This is a genomic window from Mucilaginibacter endophyticus, assembly GCF_003351025.1.
In the GTDB taxonomy this organism is placed as follows: domain Bacteria; phylum Bacteroidota; class Bacteroidia; order Sphingobacteriales; family Sphingobacteriaceae; genus Mucilaginibacter; species Mucilaginibacter endophyticus.
The window spans coordinates 564,493-587,787 of the sequence record NZ_QPCG01000003.1 but is presented as its reverse complement, the minus strand read 5'-3'; the positions used below and the strand labels follow the sequence as shown (position 1 = coordinate 587,787).

Genomic DNA, 23,295 nt, shown 5'->3' with positions numbered 1-23,295 from the left:
AAATGACCACCCACACAAAAAAATGACACTTTTGTTTCAAAAAATTCAATAATAACGAATAAAATACTTGCACTTTGAAATTTTATTTATATTTATGCCAACCAAAACTAATTACAGGTAAATATATATGGGAGATTTTGACAATAGAGAGCGTGAAGAGGTTTATTCAAAGAAGGTGAGAGCTGGGAAGCGGACCTATTTTTTTGATGTAAAAGCAACCCGTTCAAACGATTATTATGTTACTATTACTGAAAGCAAAAAGCGTTTGGAAGATGGGGTGTTTGTGAAACACAAGATCTTTTTATATAAAGAAGACTTCGAAAAGTTTGCTGAAGGTTTGAAGGATACCATCGACTACATTAAATCAAACCAGGAAGTAGTTGAAAAACGCTATGAGTACAGCGAAAACCCTGAAATTGCCAGGGCTTCGGCCGATGAGGATTTTTCTTTCGAGATCTAATACAGAACAATACTAAACTAAAATAAAATTAAAGCCCCGCTCCTGATTAGGAAGCGGGGCTTTTTTATAAGCTTAATATTTAGAAAATGTTATTGGTGCATAGCGGCTCCCATGCTGGCCGCAAAAGCAATAACACATATAATACCCAGTACATACAGCGCTATAATAACTATGGTTACAATACCCCAAAGTTTAAAAAATGACTTCAATTTTTTCAAACCTGCTGTAAGGTGAATCGAATCGCTGAAGTTGATGGCCGCTTTTACCTTAGTTGCAAACTGATAAAGATACAATGCAAAGAAAAAGTAAAGCAGATCAAGTAAAACGTAAACTACTGTTATTCCTCCGCCCATGCCTGCCATCATTGCCGTTGCCGGGTTATACGGCTGCATTGAGGCAACTTTGCTCATTATAGTACCCATTGAAAGGGCAAGTAACAAAAATAAGCCACAAAATATAAAGCCAAGGATTCCCAGGAAGGTAGCCCATTTGCCTGATGTTAGTAAATAGCTTTGCGCCTCTGGCGTTAAAATAAGTTCGTTTTTTGGTGTAAGTGGGGCTTCGTAGGTTTCTACCGGAGTTTCCATTTTAGTGTTAAGGTTTTTAATTATTTTAACACTAAGATAAATATTATAACCAAATACTCAAATCTGCTGTTATTTAATTCTAAAATCCTGTTTTTATAAAAGGATTCCCCGCATAAATAATACCGCTATGGTAAAATAAATGATCAATCCGGTAACATCTACCAGTGTCGCCACAAACGGAGCTGATGATGTGGCCGGATCGGCACCGAGTTTTTTAAGCAAAAGCGGCAGCATTGATCCGGATAATGATCCCCATAAAACAATACCAATAAGCGATGCTCCAACTGTAAAACCTACCAGCATCCAGTGCGGGCCGTAAATATTGCTGAACATGCTCCATGCGGCTATTCGTAAAAAGCCTATTAAACCCAGGCAAACACCAAGCATCAGGCCGGATAAGATTTCCCGGCGCATTACCCGCCACCAATCGGCAACGGTTACCTCGCCAAGGGCCATGGCTTGTATGATTAGGGTTGAGGCCTGTGAACCGCTGTTACCGCCGCTGGAAATAATGAGCGGGATAAAATAGGCCAATACTACTACTTTGGATATCTCATCACCGAAATAACCCATGGCAGTGGCCGTAAGCATTTCACCTAAAAACAAAATGATAAGCCAGCCAACACGTTTTTTTACGAGTTTAAATAAATTGATATCAAGGTATGGTTCATCCAGGGCTTCGGTACCACCTATTTTCTGGATGTCTTCGGTGTATTCTTCATTAGCTATCCATAGGATATCATCAACGGTTACAATGCCAAGCAGCACATCGTTATTGTCAACAACGGGAAGGGCCGTGCGGTTATTCATCCTGAAAACGTTGATGGCTTCTTCCTGCGGATCGCTGGCGCTAAGAGAAATCAGGCGACCGTCCATCAGTTCGCTTACTTTGGTTTCTGGTTTTACCAATAATATCTCACGGATCCGGATATCATCCAGTAAAACACCGTGCTCATCAATTACATAGATAACATCAATGGTTTCGGAATTTTTACCGTAACGGCGGATGTGCGAAAGTACGCGGCTTACATCCCAGGTACGTTTAACGGCGATGTAATCGGGCGTCATCAGGCGGCCAACGCTTTCTTCTTCGTAACCTAAGAGGATCAGCGCTTCTTTCCTGTTTTCGGGCGAAAGTTTCTGGATGAGTTTTTGAACCGCGTCGCCATGAAGCTCGCTGAAAAGTGCGGTACGGTCATCCGGTGGAAGTTCATTGATCAGATCTTCAACCTTTTGGCCCGAAAGTTTTTTGATGATACGTTCCTGTACCGGGAACTCGAGGATCCGGAATACGTTGATCGCCCGGTTAAGCGAAAGGATTTCGATGAATTTGGGGCCATGTTCAGGAAGTTCGCCAATCAGTTCTTCAACATCCGATATGTTGAGGTTGTTCAAATATTCCTGTAATTGGGTGTCGTCTTGTTTTTCCAGTAACAATTCTACTTGCTCAACCATTTCTTCCATATATAGGCCCTCCTTTTTTACATCGGTTATAAAATATTTTATCCTGTTTTTTCCGAGCGCAAAAGTCGTTTATTTTTTCAAATTATAAGGCAAAATTTTCTGTTATCTTTGCAGCCGAATTTTGAGGTGAGTGGTTGACTGGGTGAATGGTTGATTAAGTTGGTTTTACGCCTGCTTTTTCAGTCTTAAAGCCACCAACTTAATCATCGCAATCAACTTAATTAACTACAAAAAATGGGTTTACAATGTGGTATAGTAGGTTTGCCGAATGTGGGTAAATCGACACTTTTTAATTGCTTATCAAATGCTAAGGCACAGGCGGCTAACTTTCCGTTTTGTACTATTGAGCCAAATGTGGGTGTAATTACAGTGCCGGATGAGCGCTTAACAAAGCTTACCGAAATAGTTAACCCGAAAAGTATAGTGCCAAACACTATAGAGATAGTTGATATTGCCGGTTTGGTTAAAGGTGCCAGCAAAGGCGAAGGTTTGGGTAACCAGTTTTTGGCCAACATCCGCGCTACCAATGCCATTATACATGTATTGCGTTGCTTTGATAACGATAACGTGATCCACGTTGATGGTTCTGTCGACCCGATTCGCGATAAAGAAATTATTGATACCGAATTGCAACTGAAAGATCTTGAATCTATTGAGAAAAAGATCCAGAAGGTTGAAAAGATGGCTAAAACCGGTGGCGACAAAGAGGCTAAGAAAACCTTTGATGTTTTAACCGTTTACAAAAATCACTTGCTTGAAGGTAAATCAGCCCGTACCGCTGCCGTTGAGGAAGAAGACAAAGAATACGTAGCTGATCTTTGGTTGCTTACCGCTAAACCTGTGTTGTATGTTTGTAATGTTGATGAAGGTTCTGTTAGTAATGGTAATGCTTATGTTGAGAAAGTAAAAGCAGCCGTTAAAGATGAAAATGCTGAAGTACTGATCATCTCAGCCCAGATAGAATCTGAAATTTCACAATTGGAAACTTACGAAGAGCGCCAGATGTTTTTGGATGATCTTGGTTTAACGGAGTCAGGTGTTAACAAACTGATCAAAGCGGCTTACAGGTTATTAAACCTGGCTACTTACTTTACCGCAGGTGTGCAGGAAGTACGTGCATGGACTATCACCCAAGGCTTTACCGCGCCACAGGCAGCAGGTGTTATCCACACCGATTTTGAAAAAGGCTTTATCCGTGCGGAAGTAATTAAATACGACGATTTTGTAAAATTCAACGGCGTTGAGGCTACTATAAAAGAAAACGGTAAATTGGGTGTTGAAGGTAAAACTTACATTGTGCAGGATGGTGACATTATGCACTTCAGGTTTAACGTTTAGTTTTAAGTCATAAGTGCAAAGTCGAAAGTCTTAAGTCGGAGTTCAAAATGGAACCTAACTTAAGACTTTCTGCTTTTACGAAGTTTGTGACTTGCGACTATTGACTTAACACTTCTGACTTCAAACCGCCGATGGCGCTACCCCATAAGTCTTTTTAAAAGCGAAAGAAAAATGAGAGAGATCTTTAAAACCCACGTCCATGTACACGTCTGATACTTTGTGTTTCTTTTCCTTGATCAGGAAGTAGGCATCTTTTAGTCGCTGGTTTTGGATCCAGCGGTTAGGTGATGTATTAAAGATCCGTTCGAAATCACGCTTAAATGTTGCCAGGCTGCGACCGGTTAAGTAGGCGAAGCGGTTAAGATCAACATTGAAACGATAGTTTTGGGTCATAAAGGCCTCAAGGTCTATTTTGCCTGGCTCACTAAAATCAAAAAGGATATTTTTCAACTCAGGATTGGTTTCCAGCAATATCATTACGGCTTCTTTAACCTTGTGCAGCGTAAGTGCCGGGCTGATCTCGTCGCTGGTTTTATCCATATAAGGGCTTAATGATCTGATGTAATTGTTGAACAGGTCATTAGGTTTCAGCAATAATGCGCTTTCGCCGGTATAAGGGCCATCTGCTTGTAAGTCAAGCTCGGCGCTCATACTTTGCAGGGTAGCCTGATCCATACCAATGGTGATGGTTTTAAACTCACCACCCTGAGGAGGGTGTTTTACAAATTTGGCCAGTTCGTTCCGTTTCAGAAAACGGTAATCGCCCTGTTTAAAATAATAGTTTTTACCATTAACGTAAATCTCAGAATCGCCCGAGAGAATATAGCCGAATACATGGTCGGCAATGAATTGCTCGCCGGCCCTGCTCACCTGTGAGTAGCAGGAGTAAAGTATGCGTGGTGATGTTTTTGGATTTGACAAAGGCATGTTGCTCAAATTTATATAATATTTCTATATACCCCAAGGTAGTGTTATCGCGCCTGTTTTTGTGATTGGTAGTAGATGTCGTATGTACGATAAAATAGCGGCCGTGAGGACACTACAAGTGTTGAGTTGATGAAAGTTGCCTGGAAAAACAAATAACAACCATGTCATTGCGAGCGAAGCGTGGCAATCTCGTAGCCAATGCATGTCCGATCTGCATAGCTACGAGATTGCTTCGTCGTTCCTCCTCGCAATGACATAGCTTTTTATGTTAATATTCCTGGCAATCCCTCATCTTCACAATACCTATAATGAGGACACGACCGCTGGAAAATGTTGATTTGCTGATGGCCGTGAGGACACGACCATTGGCGGATATATTAGCTTTTTTGAGCAGCTATTGCCTTACCATAATCGGTATTCATAAAATCACCTGCTTCGTCATGATCTGTTGATTTGGTAACCGGCAACCATTTCTCAAACTCAGCTTTGCGTGCTTCGTCGGCAAGGGTTAGCAAGGCGGCAGCTTCACTACCCAATACCAGGTGCATTGGCGGCTCCGGATGTTCAACCAGGTCGATCATCACTTTGGCTGCCTTTTCAGGATCGCCAACCGGAACAAATTTACCGCTCGACATGTAATCCGCGCGTGCATCAACAGTTTGCTCATAGCCTTCAACCTTTGGCGCATAGCTCATCGAGTCGCCGGCCCAATCGGTACGGAAGCCGCCCGGCTCAACACTGGTAACCATGATGCCAAGCGGTTTTACCTCTTTATACAAAACCTCACTGAAGCCACTCAACCCAAATTTTGCAGCCTGGTACATACTTAAACCGGCATTGCCTATACGACCTCCAACCGAGCTGATCTGCAAAATACGGCCCGAACGCTGTTTGCGCATATAAGGCAATACCGCACGGGTGATCTCGATAGGAGCGTAAAGGTTTGTTTCGAGTTGGCTGCGTACCTGCTCATCGGTAAAGGCTTCAGTTGCACCAATGATGCCGAAACCGGCATTGTTTACCAATACATCAATTTTGCCAAAGTGTGCTACTGTATCGGCAACTGCTTTATGAACTGCCGGGTAATCGGTAACATCTAATTTTATAGGATAAACCTGACCAGGATATTTATCTGCCAGATCTTTTAATTGTTCGGGGTTACGTGCTGTAGCGGCAACATTATCGCCGGCTGCTAAAACTGCTTCTGTAAGGTTGCGACCTAATCCACGGGCGCTGCCTGTTATAAACCATACTTTTTTCATAGTCTTATCTTTATTTTGATAACACAAAGTTAGGCTGATATGCAGCGCGGCGTTTTGTTAGAAAGCTCAAGTTGCTTTGTTAAAAAGGTCATGAACCATGATTAACTTGATTGAAGGATTTCTTGATGTTCGTGTTGGAAACGCCTTTTAATTCCCTCCCAAGGGAGGGGCGCGTTGGGATGTGTAGTGGCTGGGAGGGGTTTACACGCAATTAAAACAAATGGACTGGCGATAAAACCCCTCCCTACACCCTCCCAAGGGAGGGAATCGCACAAGCCCTCCCATTTTTTTCGTCCAAACATTGGTTACACTTAAAGTTAGGTATCAGGAAATCCTTCAATCAAGCGAATCATGGTTCTTTAAAAGAAGCTGATCATCTTATCCATGTATTCTTCAATAGGCATGGTGCCGCGCATATTCATGAGCATGTTACCCATGTTGCCTATTACTGTGCGGAACTTGTTGCTTTTGCCGGTGGCAAGATCATCTATGGCATTAACAATCTCCATTGGGTCGTCCAGCTGTGATTCATCCCTTGAGCCCATCAGGTTTTGAAGCTTGTTGGTAAGCCCGTCGTAAGCGGTTATATCCGGATTTTGGTTCCAGACAACGCTGTCAACAAAGTTATTACCTTTTGAACCGCCCTGTTCAATCAGCCTTAAATGGATGTTAAGTGGTTTTAGTTCATAATAAAGTCCTTCGGTAAGGCCTTCAAGCGCAAATTTCGACATGTTGTATAATGAACCAAGCGGCACGGCGGTAGTGATCCCCATAAATGAACTGATATTAATGAACGTACCGCCTCCGTTTGCCCTGAAATGAGGCAGGAACGCACGGATAACGTTGATTGGTCCACGGGTGTTAACCGCGAATTGCCAGTCGATATCTTCTTCCTTAGCAAGCTCCAGCGCACCATAAGTGCCCATACCGGCATTGTTCACCACAACATCAATTTTGCCAAAAGCGGCAACGGCTTCTTCGGTAGCGGTTTTTACCTGCTCCAAATTGGTTACATCCAGTTTAAATATTTTGATGTTAGGGTATTGAGTTAGCTCGGTTTCCTTTTCAGGAGTGCGCATGGTAGCGGCTACGTTCCAGCCCTGTTTTGCAAAATGTTTAGCGGTTAATTTGCCCAGCCCGCTGCTGGTTCCGGTTATAAAAACTGTTTTTGACATGGTATTTTACTTTTTTATGCAAAAGTATAATGGAATTGGTATAATTTTGTAACCAGTTACACAGAGTATACCAGTATGGAAGCGGGAATAACGTCACACCAACGTAATCATGCCGATGAGCGGCAGGCATTACAAGACACCATGTATGTTATTGGCGGTAAATGGACGCTGCCAATCATTAATTCTATTTGCAATGGAAACAAGCGTTTCAGGGAAATTGAGCGGAGTATCCCTGGTATTACTACGCGCATGCTATCGCGCGAGCTAAAAACCATGGAAATGAACAAGCTCGTTAAGCGTACTGTAACCCCAACGTCGCCGGTTTTAATTGAATATGAATCTACCGAGTACTGCCGTAGTTTTGGTAATATCATTTTGGAGATGATAAAATGGGGCAAAGAGCACCGGGAGATGTTGCGCAATACCGATAAGCAGTAATTGGTGATTTTATTACAAATTGTAACAGTTAAGTTATCTTTAACCGTCATCTGCAATAAAAAACTATTTTCACCGGGTAATGAAACATCTCTCCAAATTAACCTGCAAAGGCCTTTTCTTTTTGGCTTTTATATTTTTAATTACACCGGTATCGGCACAAAAAAAGCAATTGCCTAATATCATTTTTGTACTGGCCGATGATATGGGATACTCTGATTTAAGCTGTTATGGCAACCCGGTGATTCGTACGCCATTTTTAGATAAGATGGCACAAAAGGGGGTGAGAGCAACTAATTACGTGGTAAGCAGTCCAACCTGTACACCATCACGTGCTTCATTACTTACAGGACGTTATGCTTCAAGGATGAATTTGCCTTACCCAATCGGGCCGGGCTCGTCATTGGGTATTCCGGATCAGGAAGTTACCATTGCCGAAATGCTGAAGCAGGCAGGCTACAAAACAGCCATGATTGGTAAATGGCACCTTGGTGACCATGCAGCCTATAACCATCCGATGGCCCAGGGTTTTGATTCATATTATGGTTTGCTGTATAGCCACGATTACCGCTCGCCTTATATTAAAACTGATACAACCATCAAAGTATTTCGTAATCATAAACCAGAGATTTTGAAACCGGCAGATTCATCGCTGATTGAATTATACCAGCGTGAGGCCATTCGCTTTATTAAATCACAGAAAAAGGGAGATAAGCCATTTTTCTTATACCTTGCACACAACATGCCGCATTTGCCGGTAGCCTTTGCATCATCTGCAAAAAATAAAAACCGCAGCGATGGCGGCCGTTTGGGTGATGTGGTTGAGCAACTGGACGAAAGCCTTGGCCAGGTTTGGGCCGAGCTTGAAAAACAGGGCTTGGCCGATAATACTATATTTATGTTTTCGAGCGATAATGGTCCGTGGATAGATTTTCCTGACCGCATGCTGGGCGATAGTGCTACCAGGCACTGGGATGCAGGTACCGCGGGTGTTTTTCGTGGTAGCAAGGGATTAACATACGAGGGCGGTGTTCGTGAGCCGTTCATTGTATACTGGAAAAACCATACCCCGGTTGGCGCAAATATAACCAGTATGATGAGTAATTTGGACGTGTTGCCTACGCTTGCCAAATGGACAGGCGCTTCATTGCCTAAAGGCCGTACACTGGATGGCCAGTCAATAGCCGATGTGTTAACAGGCCAGGCACCTAAGCATCCCGAACACCGGCCTATTTACTACTACAATAATAGTGTTTGCGAAGCTGTACGCATGGGCGACTGGAAGTATCGTGAAGTAAAGGCCAACAATAATGTTGGTGGTGTGGCAGGCTCACCGCTACCTGCAAAAACCGAGCTGTTTAACCTGGCCTATGATCCCAGTGAACGTACCAACGTAATCAACGAATATCCTGAAATTGCCCAAAAACTAAAAGTTCTTTTTGATCAGTATCCCGGGATGAAAGAAAATTAAGACAGAGAACGAATTGTATACTTAATAGCATGGTATGATGTAATGATACTTACTATTAAGTATGCCTTGTTTTGGGCAGCAAAATGTCCTTTCCTTATTAATGCCGGTTAATAGAATGCCTGCCACGCTCCTTATACATAGCTGAAAAATTTGCAATGCCTGTATCTCATACAGGGCCTCCGGCAATTCATCAATAATTGCATATTGCCGCTGTGTTTTACCTTAACTGGGCATAACTCCATTTTGAAATGTTGACAGGACTGACATTTTAGTGAAAAATCCTGCCACCCGGCAGTAAAAACCTAATAGTATCGTAAAAAATAGCTTCTTTTGAATTTGCCTTTTCACAACCTGTAGCTATTGTTGTTGACCATTAAGTGTTGACATACCCCTGCAAGCAGAAACAGAAATTTATATGGAAAGTATAAACGAGATTTTTGATTTGGAATGTTTCTTTCACCTGTCGCCCGATTGGTTGTGCGTGGCCGGATTTGACGGGTATTTTAAAAAGATCAACCCTGCCGTTTCAAAAACTTTGGGCTACACCGAAAGTGAACTGTTTGCAAAGCCTATTGATTCGTTTGTTTTTGTTGATGACAGGCGCATTACTGCCAGCAAGCGGGAGAGTATAATTAAGAATAATCCGCTGTATGATTTTGAAAACAGGTATGTAACCAAAAGCGGAGAAATTATTTGGCTTTCGTGGACATCGATGCCGGTACAAAGCCAGCAACTGGTTTTTGCCATTGCCAGGAATATTACTGATAAGAAGAAACTGGAAGAATTTAGCCGGACATCTGTAATATTTAATGACAGGGAAGAAAGAAAATCAGCTTCGGTTCAAAATAGGGATGCAATAGATGGGGTTAATAATTCTGCCTTTTTTGCTAATTTAAAGCCAATCAGCCAGCTTTCCATTGCCGATCAGTTATGGCTTTATGAGCTTGAAACATTGGTAAGGAAATATATTGGCAAAGTTGATTTGAGCATTGTATTGCTAAGCAACGAAATGGGTTTAAGCGAAAGGCAGCTGCACCGCCGCATAAAAAATACCACAGGTATTACGCCCAATAATTACATCCGCAGAATCCGTTTACACATGTCTATGGAAGCGATAAATAGCGGCAAGTACCGTACTGTGGCCGAGATATCTTATGTTGCCGGCTTTGAAACACCTGCATATTTCAGAAAGCTGTTCAAAGAGTTTTACGGCCGCGATGTTGCTGAACTACTGCAATAATTTAAACTGCGCAGTTATTATTTAACCCTTTTCATGGGGAATGGTATAGCTTTTTGCTTACCCTTCCGTATGCCTGATATTTCGGCTACTAATGAGTCCTTACTGATTTGCGTATAAGTTATTTTTTGCGGAAAGTCGTGCTCCGGATTTTCAAAAACGAGGTGTTTACTATCTACCGAAGTGAGTGTAAACGTTACCGCTTTGCCATCGTTTTGATTTTTTACCGTTGGGATATAATATAGTTTACCGGAATGCTGTTCTAACCTGATATGCTCGGATGATACCGTGTCTGCGCCTGCTAACGAATAACTCCGGCCAAGAAAGATGGAATCATTTAGCTTTTTCCATGTTTCGATATCCAGTGTTTTTGCCGATTGGTTTTTCCAGCTACCGATAAGCCATTTGGCTTGCCTGATAGGCGCTGTTTTTTTCTGCCCAAAAGCGTTATGGGAAAATACCATGCAGGCTATAACAAATAACTGTATTTTAAAATGACGAAGCAGGATCATTGAGTTAGTGGCTAAACGATTGAAGTTACAAATTAAAGCGTGTAAAACAAAGATAAGCCTGTATATGGCAAATCAGGTTTGATTGTCGCAAATGCCCCTGATGGTTGTCGCGTACATAGCCTTACTATTATGCTTCTTTTCAAGATATTTGACAGAAACCAACAAAACATAGTCATGGAAAACCAGGCAGCCAGTAACACGGAAATTATCAGTATAAAAGAAACTCAAAAGATACTTGATGTTAAATGTGCCATGCTAAATGGCTCAACCCTTGAACAGGTGATGATGAATAATGCAAGTTTTAAGGATGTATGCATTACCGGGCTTAAAATTGAAGATGCCAACCTGAGCGATCTGGAAATAAAATACGCGCAGCTTGGCGGAGCTTATATCCACGACATAGGTATGCCGCCCGAAGGTCACCCGGCTTATGACCCTGACGCGAAGCAACGCCCGCTTAAATTTGAAAATTGCGATTTGCAGGGCAGTACCATAACTGATTGTAACCTGAGTAATGTCAGCATCTCTGATTGTAACCTAAGCGGCATGAAAATTAATGGTATCGAAGTTGCTGACCTGCTGAAAGCATATCAACAGAAATAGATTTACGAATAAATAAAAAGCCCTGCTAAGTTTTTAAACTTAGCAGGGATAAAAGCTTTGGGCTTTATGCTTTCAGCTTTAAGCTCTTAATTAGTGCTTGTCCACACGTTATCCTTCTTATTACTATCAGGATCATAAGTGGTACCCAATACTATTTTTTTAACCGCTTTTTTTGCGGTGAAGTTGACAGTTGTTGATTTATTGCCGCTTGCCCAAACAGCTATGCTTTTATGTACCAGTTCGGTAGTGCCGTCGGCATAGGTAAGGGCTAAATTAACCGGGATAGGTTTGCTACCAATTTGGGTAATGGTAGCGGTATATTTTAAGCCGGTGTTAGTCACTTTGCTTAGGGCCAGGTCGGTTACGCCATTATCAAAAAACCAGGCTTTCCAAAACCAGTTAAGGTTCATGCCCGAGCCGGTGTTCATGCAGTTAAAAAAATCGTAAGGCATAGGGTGCTTACCGTGCCATTGTGCTATATAGTAATGCAAGGCTTTGGTAAACAATTCGTCGCCAAGCATATCCTTTACATATAAATAACCCAGCCCTGGTTTCGGATAGCTGTCGGTAAAGCTGGCTGTTCCGGTGAGCATAGGAGTAAGGGTCATTACAGGAACATCAACTTCATGGCCGGCGCTTTGTTCAACTGCAGCTACACCATATGGGTCAACTATTGAATGATCGATCTCCGGACTTACCAGCCATTCGCCAATGGTTGCCCAGCCTTCATCCATCCAGCCATATTTGGTTTCGTTAATACCCATATAAAAAGGGAACATGGTATGGAAAATTTCATGGTCGGTAAGTTCAATGGCATCGGCTTTGTCTTCAAGCGGGTTATCATTTACCATCATCGGGTATTCCATCTGGTCAAGGCCATCAAAAACAGTTTCGTGCTGATACGGATAAGGCCATTTCGGGAATTTATAGCTCATAACCTCAACCGTTTTACGGGCGTAGTCAACTACTGCATAATAATCTTTGTGTTTTTCATTAAACACGGCATCTACGCGGGTACGTCTGCCGGTTTTAGGATCAACTACCAGGCTTGATGCTTTCCATAAATAATGATTGCTGGTGGCAAAAACGAAATCAGTAACACTGTCTGCCTCAAACTTCCAGGTGTTGGTTGTATTGTTTTTGGTGATGTTGCCTGCTTTGACATCTTCTTCGGTAATGATATCGGTTACTTTATCACTTGCACCGGCAGAGGCAATACGTTTAACAATGCGGTTGTCGTAAACATCATCGGCGTTTTTCAGATCTCCGGTTGCCCAAACTTTGTAATCGCCCGGAACGGTGACTTCGGCGCTGAAATGGCAAAAATCGTTGTAAAACTCTTGCGGACCTGTATATGGATAGTCGTTCCATCCATCAATATCATCGTATACTGCTATTCTCGGGAAAAAATAAGCGATAAAGAACGCGCCGGTATCAACCTGGCCGGTACGGATATGTGAACCCTTGTTTAAGATATATGCATAACTGATATCAAAATGTACTTTTTGTTTGGGAGCGATAGGTGTAACCTTCTGCGTCATGTTTGTGCCGTTGATACGACGGGTTTTGGCGCTATCGGGCGTTTTATTATCAATAGTAAGGCTTTTGATCTGCACACCATCGGTAAGGTCCTCAGCCGAAACCGGCATTTGGCGTATTACTCCTTTTTTATACAGGTTAGGATACAGTTTAAATTGTACCCGTTTTAAAGTATCAGGACTATTATTGATATAATCGATGCCAACGGTACCGCTCACCAGCCGGGTTTTAGGATCGAAATTTACCTTGATCTTGTAATCGGCAGTGTTTTGCCAGTAGTTTTTACCGGGAGCGCCGGTTGCAGTCCGTGTGCCTTTGGTATAGGTTTTTTGCAGGTTTACGGCTATGGGTAAGGTTTGCTGAGCCGATACAATGCTTGTGCCAAATAGTAAAATAAATGGCAATAATTTTTTTATACTGATCATTTATGCAGATGTATATAAGTTATATTTGAGGTAAATATAATAAACCGTTACTGAACCTGGTAAGCGATAATTTTGTATCACCGGTGTGTTACAGAACAATTTAGTAAGGTTTTGAGGAATTTACCATTTATATATAATATCCATGACTGCCGAAAAAATGATCATCGTAACCGGTAAGCAATACCTTCAGCTAAAACAAAATTTAGAGAGCAGCGAAGGGCTTACCTATAATATAGGCACAGATAAACACCCGGAAGTGGTTAAGATCACGAACATTTATATGGATACTGATCCCGACTTTACCCGTAACCCGCGCCAATTTGCAAGTATGCACGAGGATTTGAATGTGCAAGTGAAACTGGAGTATGTAGTTGAGTAAGCCGCAGATATTCAACGCTACAATATTACGCCTGTTTTATTTGTATGCACCGTTAGGTGCTACCTGTTTGTAGGATATATAAGGAAAATTTTTTGCGCCGTAGGTGCTACCCCATACTATTGTATAAATGGGTGACACCTACGGCGCAAATATTTATAGTTGTTTTACTTCAAATAGGTATCCACGGCTGAGACTCAGAACTTTTTAGCAAGAACTATTTACCATCCCCCCTTAAATCCCTCGGTAAGGGCGTTCTGATAATTTTCCATATCAAACGAATATAGGTATGGGGCCTTATGCGCGCCACCTTTACGCGGTTCTTCGGAGCGGTTGAGGATGCCAAAGCCCAGTATCCTTCGTTGAAAGTTACGTCGGTCCAGTTTTTTACCTAAAATGGTTTCGTATAACTTTTGTAACTCGGGCATGGTAAATTCCCGGGGCATCAGGTTATAACCAATAGGCTGATAGTTAAGCTGGAGGCGCAGTGCATCCAAAGCACTTTTATAAATCTTTTCGTGATCGAGCTGCATTTCGGGCATATCGTCCAGATCACGCCAGGCACAAAGCTCCGAAAACTGATCGGGGTGAGGCGTAACGTCAAAAAAATCAACCAGCGCATAATAGCCTATCGAAATAAAACGGCCCGAAAACCAATTTTCTTCTTTGGGCAGCATACCTACATACATATCATTGTGAAATTTTGAACGATCAGGGTCGCCAAATACACGGAATTGCTGCAGGAATATTTTATCCAGGCCCGTACGTTCCTGCAAGATCCTTACGGCGGCATTATCTATATGTTCTTCATTAAGTACAAAGCCGCCGGGCAGGTACCATTTTTCTTCGTCGTTGGTTTTTAATAGCAGCACTTTCATTTGCCCTTCGTGAAATCCAAACACAACACAATCAATAGAAATGTGGTTCACGTAGTTTTTACGGGCGTCCTCGCTATACTCAATAAGTTGCTGTTTACTTAACATTTGTGCTATTGTACAAATAAAGTTTGATTTTTTAATTATAATATTTACAATTGTGTACTTAATACACTATGAAAAATGCCATAACATGCCATTTTAAAAAACGTCAAAAATATTTGCAGGCGCAATGAAATGCCCTGATTATTAATCATATTTGTTAACCAATTATTTACTACCCACATAATTTAAAAAATGAAAAAGTATTTTTCAAGCAGGCTTGTTATAGCTGCGATGCCGTTTTGCGTGGCATTGATGCCCCTTAACAAGGCATGGGCACAATCCCAATCCGAAGACGCGAAAATGAACGCCTACGTTAAAGGCCTGATGAGTAAAATGACCCTTGATGAAAAAATAGGGCAGCTTAACCTGGTAACCATTGGGGCGGCAACAACAGGATCGGTAGTAAATAAAGGTGTTGAAGAAAGCATTAAAAAAGGATCGATAGGTGGTGTGTTTGGTGTGTGGGGCACAACGCAAACCCGCCAGATCCAGGATATAGCCGTTAAAAACTCAAGATTACACATTCCGCTTATCTTTGGTTTGGATGTGATCCATGGCCACCGTACCATTTTTCCTATTCCGTTAGGTATGTCGGCAACGTGGGATATGGCTTTGATCAAACAATCGGCACAAATTGCGGCTAAGGAAGCTACAGGCGAAGGTTTGAACTGGGTGTTTTCGCCAATGGTTGATATTGCCCGCGATCCGCGCTGGGGCCGTATCTCTGAAGGTTCGGGCGAAGACCCATGGTATGGCTCGCAGGTTGCTAAGGCAATGGTGCAGGGTTACCAGGGTTCAAATATGAAAGACGCGGATGCTGTAATGGCCTGCGTTAAACACTTTGCATTGTATGGTGGTGCAGAAGCCGGCCGTGAGTACAATACTGTTGATATGAGCCGTATTAAAATGTACCAGGATTACCTGCCTCCTTATAAAGCAGCAGTAGACGCCGGTGCAGGAAGCTTTATGAGCTCATTCAATACTGTTGATGGGATACCTGCAACAGGAAACCAATGGTTGTTAACCGATTTGTTAAGAAAACAATGGGGCTTTAAAGGTTTTGTAGTATCTGATTATACTGCCGTTAACGAAATGACTGCCCATGGTCTTGGTGATTTGCAAACCGTATCGGCCCTTGCGCTTAAAGCAGGCCTGGATATGGATATGGTAGGAGAGGGCTTTGTAAAAACCTTAAAAAACTCGCTTACCCAAAAGAAAATAACCCAGCAAGACATTGATCTGGCTTGCCAGCGTGTATTGGAGGCCAAGTATAAATTAGGTTTGTTTGCTAACCCATACAAATCAATGGATGCCGACAAGGAAGCAAAAGAAGAATTATCTTCAGCCAATCGTGCGGCTGCAAGGGAAATTACCAAACACTCATTTGTTTTATTAAAGAACGATAATCAAACCCTGCCGCTTAAAAAAGGCGGAAGCATCGCGTTAGTAGGCCCATTGGCCGATAACCACCGTGATATGCTGGGCACCTGGGTTATTGCCGGCGAGTGGCAAAAATCGGTAAGTGTAATGGAAGGTATCAAAAATGTTGTAGGTAACAACGTTGCCATTAACTACGCTAAGGGTGCTAATATTACTGAAGACAGCCTGTTCATCAAAAGGTTGAACTTTGGCCCGGGTATGGTTTCTTTGGATGCCAAGCCTGCCGATGAATTGTTAAAAGAAGCCGTTGACGCTGCAAAAAAATCAGATGTGATAGTAGCTGTGGTTGGTGAATCACAAAGCATGTCTGGCGAGTCATCAAGCCGTTCGGATATTGATATTCCTGAAAGCCAGAAAAATATGCTGAAAGAGCTTTCAAAACTGGGCAAGCCGATGGTAATTGTATTATTTAACGGTCGTCCGCTTACTTTAACCTGGGAAGATAAACATGCCAACGCAATACTTGATGTTTGGGCACCGGGCACCGAAGCCGGTAACGCCATTGCTGATGCATTGTTCGGCGATTATAATCCGGCAGGTAAGCTTACTGCTACCTTCCCACGCAGTGTAGGGCAGATACCTATTTATTATAACCATAAAAACACAGGCAGGCCATACAGTGGCGGTCCGTCAAAGTTCAAGTCAAATTATCTTGATATTTCAAATGATCCGCTTTATCCATTTGGTTACGGCTTAAGTTACACCACTTTTGGTTATAGCGCGGTTAGCGTAAGCAAAAACAAGTTAAAGGGTAACGAAACCTTGACCGCGACTGTTACGGTAACCAATACAGGTAAATATGCAGGTGAGGAAGTGGTACAATTATATATCAGCGACCCTGTGGCAAGCATCAGCCGTTCGGTAAAAGAGCTTAAAGGTTATCAAAAAATAAACCTTCAACCGGGCGAGTCAAAACAGGTGAGTTTTTCAATTACACCAGAGCAATTGAAGTTTTATAACAGCCAGCTTAAATACGATTGGGAATCAGGCGAATTTATTGTGCAGATAGGAACAAGTTCGGCCGATACAAAAAGTGCATCAGTTTGGTGGACTAAATAACGCCATTTTTAGTATAATACATTTTTAGCACTTTGTTAAAAATAGCAAAGGTATTTTTTGATAAAGAAAAATATCCAGACAGCACCGGTAAATAAATTTTACCGGTGCTGTTTTGCTTTTGAGAAAATGTGTAAAATGCTGTCCTAATGATGTGAAATCGATTGCAATAAATGTTGTTTGAACATTTATTGACCAAAAAGTACAACTTGTGTAAATGTATAATTAACATTTATTATTGATGGTTTGATAATAAATGTTGGCATGACAGTATTTGCATGGTATGATGATATTTTAACACTTTGATAAATTATGCCAACTCAGGCTCTTGGGTTAAAATCAGATTAAAATTTTGAAATACAGAGGCCTGTTTTACTGATATCTATTACTTCGATAACTTTTGGGGAACTGTTAAAGAATAATAGCAACATTTTTACAATACGATATTTTGAAAAAAAATCTTTATTTATTATAAAAATGTTAATGAAAAGTTTGTTGCTTGTAATTTTAGTGGTTAAATTGATCTATAAATAATTAATTTGTAAATCTGCTTTTTTTACTTGTGTATACAGTACACACTAATTACATTAGTTCCATAGCCAATATAAATTTCTGTTTTAGCAGAAAGCGTTCAAAATCTAATATTATTATAACATTTTAACTTTGATGTTGCTTCAGCAGCGGGAGCACAGAAAAGAAGGTAACACGGATAAAAAGTTTAAAATTTATACGAGAGAAGATCATATGATAAAACCTTTACATTTTTTACTTTCCGGCACTTCATCTTCAATCAATCTGTTTAACAGGGCTCATCTCACAACTGCCCCGTTTAAACCGGTTGCCCGCAAGTGTGCAATTTTTCATTTTAAAACATAGCCACTCCAATTATCGACCAAAAAGCTTAAATCAAATATATTAATCAACTAAATCTCAATCTCATGTTTAAAAGTTTACTCCTAAAAGGAAGGTACTTGGGTTTGCTGCTATGCTGCCTGGTATCTTCATTGGTAGTTACAGCACAAACAAAGTACAAAGGTAAAGTTATCGGCTCCGACGATAAGTTACCTATCGTTGGCGCATCTGTACGCGTCAAAGGTACGAGCACTGGTACTGTAACTGACGTTAATGGTGATTTCACCTTAACACTGAGCCCGGGCAATACCCTGGTAGTTAGTTACATCGGATACCAAAGCACCGAAGTTAAAGTAGGTACCGATTTAAACCTGCGTGTTACATTACAATCGGGCAGCAGTACACTTAACGAAGTTGTGGTAACTGGTTACACCGCTCAGCGTAAAAAAGATATCACCGGTTCGGTATCGGTGGTTAACGTTGCAACAATGAAATCAGTACCTGCATCAAACACCGCCAGCTTACTTCAGGGTACTGCAGCGGGTGTTACAGTAGTAAACTCTGGTAACCCGGGTGCTAATACTACGGTAAACGTTCGTGGTGTAGGCTCTATTTTCAGCACGGCGCCACTTGTGGTGATAGATGGTGTTCAGGGATCGTTAAATGACGTAAACCCTAACGATATCGAATCGATCCAGGTATTGAAAGACGGTCAGGCATCAATTTACGGTGTGCGTGGTTCAAACGGTGTTGTTGTTGTTACAACTAAAAAAGGTAAAAGCGGCGCTGCAACAATCTCTTACGATGCGTACTACGGTACTCAAAGGCCATTAAAAGATGGTTTCAAACTTGCCGATACCAAAACTTATGTTGAGGCTATTTATCAATCATATAAAAACAGCCCTAACGCCGATGGTAGCAGTCCTTTAGCCAACGGTAACGTACAATATGATCCCGGAAAAACCGGTACCTGGACAATTCCAGATTACATTACGCCAGCCGGCGGTAAGGAAGGTGATCCAAAAACCAACCCATCAACTTATTTGTTAAATCCCTTCACTACTGATAATCAAATCACCCGTGCCAATAAACAAGGTACCGATTGGTTTCACGAGGTATTTAAACCAGCTCCAATACAAAGCCACAACATTACTGCAAGCGGTGGTAGCGATAAGTCTACTTACCTGATGTCTATAAGCTACCTTAATCAACAAGGTACTTTAATTGACACTTACTTTAAAAGGTATGCAGCCAGGATAAACACTAACTTTGCTGTTGGCCCGCACATTCGCGTAGGTGAAAATGCTTACATCTTCTACAAAAGAAGCCCTAACCTTAGCAATAACCAAAATGAGGGTAACGCTATATCATACATCTATCGTGAACCACCAATAATCCCTGTTTATGATATCATGGGTAACTATGCCGGTACCCGTTCAGGTAGCTTAGGTAACTCAAGCAACCCGGTTGCCGTTCAGGAACGTACAAAAAACAACAGGAACAATAACTGGGATATAACCGGTAACGTTTATGCTGAAGCCGACTTCCTGAAACACTTTACCATCCGTACCCAATTTGGTGGTGCAGTTGATAACTACTATTACTATTACTTTACAGTACCTGCATACGAAAACTCTGAAGGTAACACCTCAACCAATGGTTTTACCGAAGTTGCAGGCTACAACAGCCAGTACACCTGGACTAACACATTAAACTATAAACAGCAGTTTGGTAAACATAATATTAGCTTATTAGCTGGTTCTGAGGCTATAACTACTTACAGGCGTGGTATCCGCGCAGGTGGTGGTAACTATAATATCTCGTTTGACCCTAACTATGTAACCGTAGCTAACGGTGCTAACCCGCCAAGTAACGGTGTTGACCAGCTTTTTGATTCTGGCCTGCTTTCATATTTCGCAAAATTAGATTATCAGTTTGACGAAAAGTATATCATAGGTGCAACAGTACGTCGTGACGGTTCTTCTTATTTCTCTCCGGGCCATCAATGGGGTACTTTCCCTGCGGTAACCGCTGGTTGGAGGATTTCAAAAGAAGCATTCCTGAAAGATGTTAGCTGGCTTAATGACATGAAGATTCGTGCAAGTTATGGTAGCTTAGGTTCACTTGCCGGTGTTGAAACCCGCTTAAGCAACGCTTACAGCTTATACGCTCAATCAAACGGCAACGCCAACTATGATATCACCGGTACAGGTAACTCAACCGTTACTGGTTTATATCGTATACAACAAGGTAACTTAGCTACATCATGGGAAACAGATAAAATCAAGAACATCGGTTTTGATGCAACTTTGCTTAACAATAAGTTGGATTTCACTTTTGAGTACTTCCAGAAATCAGTTACCGGTTTATTATTCCAATCAGGCGACCCTGCAATTGCACTTGCTCCGGCTGCGGTTTCAAACTTACCATATGTTAATGGTGGTAATATCAAAAATAAAGGTTTTGAGATTGTTACCAGCTATCACGGCAACGTAGGCAGCGATTGGAAATATGATCTGAGCCTGAACGTGAGCCACTATTCAAACACTGTTACCAATTTGAATGGCCTTAAATACCAGGATCGTAATAGCGGTGGTTCAACCCGTATTCAAAACTTTGTAAGGTTACAGCCGGGTCAGCCTGTAGGCGAGTTTTATGGATATAAAGTTATCGGCTTATACCGTGATGCTGCTGACATCGCTGCTTCACCAACCGACGTTAACGCAAGACCAGGTTTATTTAAATATGCCGACGTAAATGGCGATGGAAAGATCACTTCTGATGACAAAACATTCATCGGTAACCCTAACCCTAAATTTACAGGTGGTTTTACATTTAACCTTAGTTACAAAAACTTTGATCTGAACGCGTTTGTTTATGGCTCATTCGGCGGCAAGATTTTCAATTACATTAAATACTGGACTTATTTCCCACAAGTATTTACCGGTAACGTAAGTGCCGATATATTAGGTCCTAAAGTTTGGAAACCGGGTGCTGATAACAGCCAGGCAACTATCCCGGTATTAACCCGTACTGCTAACGCAGATAATACAGGTGATCCAAACTCATGGTATGTTGAAAGCGGTACCTATGTTAGGTTAAAATCATTAACATTGGGCTATACTGTACCTAATTCACAAATCAAAGCTTTGGGTATTAAGAGACTGAGATTTTATTTGTTAGCTAACAACTTATTCACCATTACTAAATACAGCGGTTTAGATCCTGAGCTTCAGCCTTCAACCCTGACAGATAATACCAGCTTCGGTATCGACTTTGGTAACTATCCTGCCGGTCAGAAGATATACAACATTGGTGTTAACGCCTCTTTTTAATGTGTGACAAATTTTTAATATAAAAGTTATGAAAAAAATTCAAATGAAACTGATCATACCAATAGTGTTACTGTTGGTGTGCCTGGTGTATGCGTGCCGCAAGGATATGCTTAACAGGCCGATACTTCAGAGCTTAAGCCCGAATATTGTGGCCAATAAAACAGGTGTTGAAAGTTTGTTGATTGGTACATATTCTTTACTTGACGGTGTGGGCGGTAATGGCGGCGGTATTAACGCGGCCGGTTCAAACTGGTTGTTTGGTAGCGTTGCCGCGGGCGATGCCTACAAAGGTTCAGAACCATCAGATGGTGGTAATGATGCCTTGCCTGTTGGTAACTTTACCTATTCAACCTCTAACGCTTACATTAAATCAAAATATCAGCTTTGCTTTAACGGTGTAAGCCGCGCTAATGACGTTTTGCGTACACTTCCGTTAGCAAAAGATATCGGTGCTGATGACGTTAAAAGGATTACTGGTGAGGCTCGTTTCTTAAGAGGCTACTACTACATGGAGCTTAAGAAAATGTACAACATGATTCCTTATATCGATGAAACGCAAGCTGATGCTAACCAGCCTAACGATAAGGATATCTGGCCTAACATTGAAGCCGATTTACAGGCAGGTATTGATAATATCCCTGCTACTCAATCGCAAAAAGGCCGTGCTAACAAATGGATTGCTGTAGCTTACATGGCAAAAGCCAAAATGTTCCAGCACAAATTTGCCGAAGCCAAAGCTTTGTATGATAACCTGATACCTAACGGTACCAAACCAAGCGGCGACCACTTTGCATTAAATGATAACATGCAGAAAAACTTTAGTCCGCAGGCAGGTCAAAAAAACAGTGTTGAATCAGTTTTTGCTGCTCAGGCTTCTGTTAACGATAACTCAGGCGGTAATAATGGTAATACTGGTGATGAGTTGAACTTCCCTTACAACAGCGGCCCTGGTGCATGCTGCGGTTGGTTTAACCCTTCACAGTCTTTGGGTAACTCGTTTAAAACCGATGCTAATGGCTTACCATTGTTTACTACTTACAACACTGGTAAAAAAGTAAGCGGTAAAACCGATCCATATACCGGTACTGTAGATCCACGTATTGATGTTACTATGGGCCGTCCGAATGTTCCATACCTTGATTGGGGCAATCCTCCGGCAAGCTGGATCCGTGACCCTACGGATGGTGTTTTCAACCCACGTAAAAATGTTTATTCATCTGCCGAAAAAGGCACTAACTCAAGTACCGAGAACTATTGGGCCGCTAACGAAGTTACCTCAAACAACGTAAACTTAATGCGTTGGAGCGATGTACTTTTGATGGCTGCCGAAGCTGAAGTTGAAGTGGGAAGTACAGATAAGGCACTGCAATATGTTAACATGGTACGTGCCCGTGCTGCAAATCCTGTTTGGTGGGTTTACAAAAACTCTCCTTATGATCCGTCAAAATCTGAGTATACTGTAAAAACAGACCCTGCCGACAATTATTTGGTTAAACCATACCCTGCAGGCGCGTTTGCTGATAAAACCTATGCCCGTACAGCTATCCATTTTGAGCGTAAACTTGAATTGGCTATGGAAGGACAGCGTTTCTTCGACTTACAACGTTGGGATCAGGGTACAGGCAGCATGGCTGATGAGATCAATGCTTTCTTTGCATATGATATTAACACTAACTCACAGCTTAACGGTGCTCACTTTACTAAAGGTAGAAACGAATATTACGCGATACCTCAAAGTGAAATTGACCTTTCTGGTTCAACAGGTGCATCAAAACTGAAACAAAATCCTGGTTATTAATTAACTGTTGATTTTAAAATATT

At 41.7% G+C, this 23,295-nt stretch carries 18 protein-coding genes; 10 read left to right on the top strand and 8 right to left on the bottom strand.

Going from position 1 to position 23,295, the window contains the following annotated elements; genetic code table 11:
- The first annotated feature begins 127 nt into the window (after window positions 1–127).
- Entirely contained in the window at window positions 128–460 is a 333-nt protein-coding gene (locus DUL71_RS15705) for a DUF3276 family protein (RefSeq protein WP_090528014.1), read from the top strand.
- Window positions 461–549: 89 nt separating this feature from the next.
- Here the strand turns inward: DUL71_RS15705 and DUL71_RS15700 are convergent, their stop codons facing one another.
- Together DUL71_RS15700 and mgtE are read right to left on the bottom strand one after the other, a co-directional pair.
- A complete protein-coding gene (locus tag DUL71_RS15700; protein ID WP_114938986.1) occupies window positions 550–1,047 on the bottom strand; it encodes a DUF5362 family protein in 498 nt (165 codons plus the stop codon).
- A 93-nt stretch (window positions 1,048–1,140) separates the two neighbouring features.
- Window positions 1,141–2,511, bottom strand: coding sequence for a magnesium transporter (mgtE, locus tag DUL71_RS15695; protein ID WP_114938985.1), 1,371 nt, complete (start codon window positions 2,509–2,511; stop codon window positions 1,141–1,143).
- A 234-nt stretch (window positions 2,512–2,745) separates the two neighbouring features.
- Here mgtE and ychF point away from each other — a divergent pair, with 234 nt between their 5' ends.
- Complete coding sequence (gene ychF, locus DUL71_RS15690; protein WP_114938984.1) at window positions 2,746–3,849, top strand: redox-regulated ATPase YchF; 1,104 nt, start codon at window positions 2,746–2,748, stop codon at window positions 3,847–3,849.
- Window positions 3,850–3,969: 120 nt separating this feature from the next.
- Here ychF and DUL71_RS15685 read toward each other — a convergent pair whose 3' ends face one another.
- From DUL71_RS15685 to DUL71_RS15670, 3 genes are all read right to left on the bottom strand, one after another.
- Window positions 3,970–4,776 carry a helix-turn-helix domain-containing protein gene (locus DUL71_RS15685; RefSeq protein WP_114938983.1) on the bottom strand — a complete coding sequence of 269 codons (807 nt, stop codon included), beginning with the start codon at window positions 4,774–4,776 and terminating at the stop codon, window positions 3,970–3,972.
- Window positions 4,777–5,153: 377 nt separating this feature from the next.
- The gene (locus tag DUL71_RS15680) at window positions 5,154–6,038 is read right to left on the bottom strand and encodes an oxidoreductase (RefSeq protein WP_114938982.1); all 885 of its coding nucleotides are present in this window, start codon (window positions 6,036–6,038) and stop codon (window positions 5,154–5,156) included.
- 359 nt (window positions 6,039–6,397) lie between these two features.
- Window positions 6,398–7,213, bottom strand: coding sequence for an SDR family oxidoreductase (locus DUL71_RS15670; protein ID WP_114938980.1), 816 nt, complete (start codon window positions 7,211–7,213; stop codon window positions 6,398–6,400).
- Window positions 7,214–7,288: 75 nt separating this feature from the next.
- On the opposite strand from DUL71_RS15670, the gene DUL71_RS15665 reads away from it, so the two are divergent.
- From DUL71_RS15665 to DUL71_RS15655, 3 genes are all read left to right on the top strand, one after another.
- A complete protein-coding gene (locus DUL71_RS15665; RefSeq protein WP_112567384.1) occupies window positions 7,289–7,651 on the top strand; it encodes a winged helix-turn-helix transcriptional regulator in 363 nt (120 codons plus the stop codon).
- Window positions 7,652–7,730: 79 nt separating this feature from the next.
- Complete coding sequence (locus tag DUL71_RS15660; protein ID WP_114938979.1) at window positions 7,731–9,119, top strand: sulfatase family protein; 1,389 nt, start codon at window positions 7,731–7,733, stop codon at window positions 9,117–9,119.
- A gap of 415 nt (window positions 9,120–9,534) precedes the next feature.
- The gene (locus DUL71_RS15655; RefSeq protein ID WP_114938978.1) at window positions 9,535–10,359 is read left to right on the top strand and encodes a helix-turn-helix domain-containing protein; all 825 of its coding nucleotides are present in this window, start codon (window positions 9,535–9,537) and stop codon (window positions 10,357–10,359) included.
- Between the two features lie 17 nt (window positions 10,360–10,376).
- Here the strand turns inward: DUL71_RS15655 and DUL71_RS15650 are convergent, their stop codons facing one another.
- Window positions 10,377–10,868, bottom strand: a complete 492-nt coding sequence (locus DUL71_RS15650; RefSeq protein WP_114938977.1) for a DUF6265 family protein — start codon at window positions 10,866–10,868, stop codon at window positions 10,377–10,379.
- Between the two features lie 174 nt (window positions 10,869–11,042).
- Between DUL71_RS15650 and DUL71_RS15645 the strand changes: the two genes are divergently transcribed.
- A complete protein-coding gene (locus DUL71_RS15645) occupies window positions 11,043–11,471 on the top strand; it encodes a pentapeptide repeat-containing protein (protein ID WP_114938976.1) in 429 nt (142 codons plus the stop codon).
- A gap of 86 nt (window positions 11,472–11,557) precedes the next feature.
- Here the strand turns inward: DUL71_RS15645 and DUL71_RS15640 are convergent, their stop codons facing one another.
- Entirely contained in the window at window positions 11,558–13,435 is a 1,878-nt protein-coding gene (locus DUL71_RS15640) for a M1 family metallopeptidase (RefSeq protein WP_114938975.1), read from the bottom strand.
- A 142-nt stretch (window positions 13,436–13,577) separates the two neighbouring features.
- Between DUL71_RS15640 and DUL71_RS15635 the strand changes: the two genes are divergently transcribed.
- Window positions 13,578–13,814 (top strand): hypothetical protein, encoded by a 237-nt coding sequence (locus tag DUL71_RS15635; RefSeq protein ID WP_112567402.1) that lies wholly within the window; start codon window positions 13,578–13,580, stop codon window positions 13,812–13,814.
- A 218-nt stretch (window positions 13,815–14,032) separates the two neighbouring features.
- Here DUL71_RS15635 and DUL71_RS15630 read toward each other — a convergent pair whose 3' ends face one another.
- Window positions 14,033–14,794, bottom strand: a complete 762-nt coding sequence (locus tag DUL71_RS15630; protein WP_114938974.1) for an NUDIX hydrolase — start codon at window positions 14,792–14,794, stop codon at window positions 14,033–14,035.
- Window positions 14,795–14,983: 189 nt separating this feature from the next.
- Between DUL71_RS15630 and bglX the strand changes: the two genes are divergently transcribed.
- From bglX to DUL71_RS15605, 3 genes are all read left to right on the top strand, one after another.
- Window positions 14,984–17,290, top strand: a complete 2,307-nt coding sequence (gene bglX, locus DUL71_RS15625) for a beta-glucosidase BglX (RefSeq protein WP_114938973.1) — start codon at window positions 14,984–14,986, stop codon at window positions 17,288–17,290.
- A 935-nt stretch (window positions 17,291–18,225) separates the two neighbouring features.
- Window positions 18,226–21,474, top strand: a complete 3,249-nt coding sequence (locus DUL71_RS15610; RefSeq protein WP_114938970.1) for a SusC/RagA family TonB-linked outer membrane protein — start codon at window positions 18,226–18,228, stop codon at window positions 21,472–21,474.
- A 28-nt stretch (window positions 21,475–21,502) separates the two neighbouring features.
- Window positions 21,503–23,272, top strand: a complete 1,770-nt coding sequence (locus tag DUL71_RS15605; RefSeq protein ID WP_114938969.1) for a RagB/SusD family nutrient uptake outer membrane protein — start codon at window positions 21,503–21,505, stop codon at window positions 23,270–23,272.
- Window positions 23,273–23,295 lie beyond the last annotated feature (23 nt).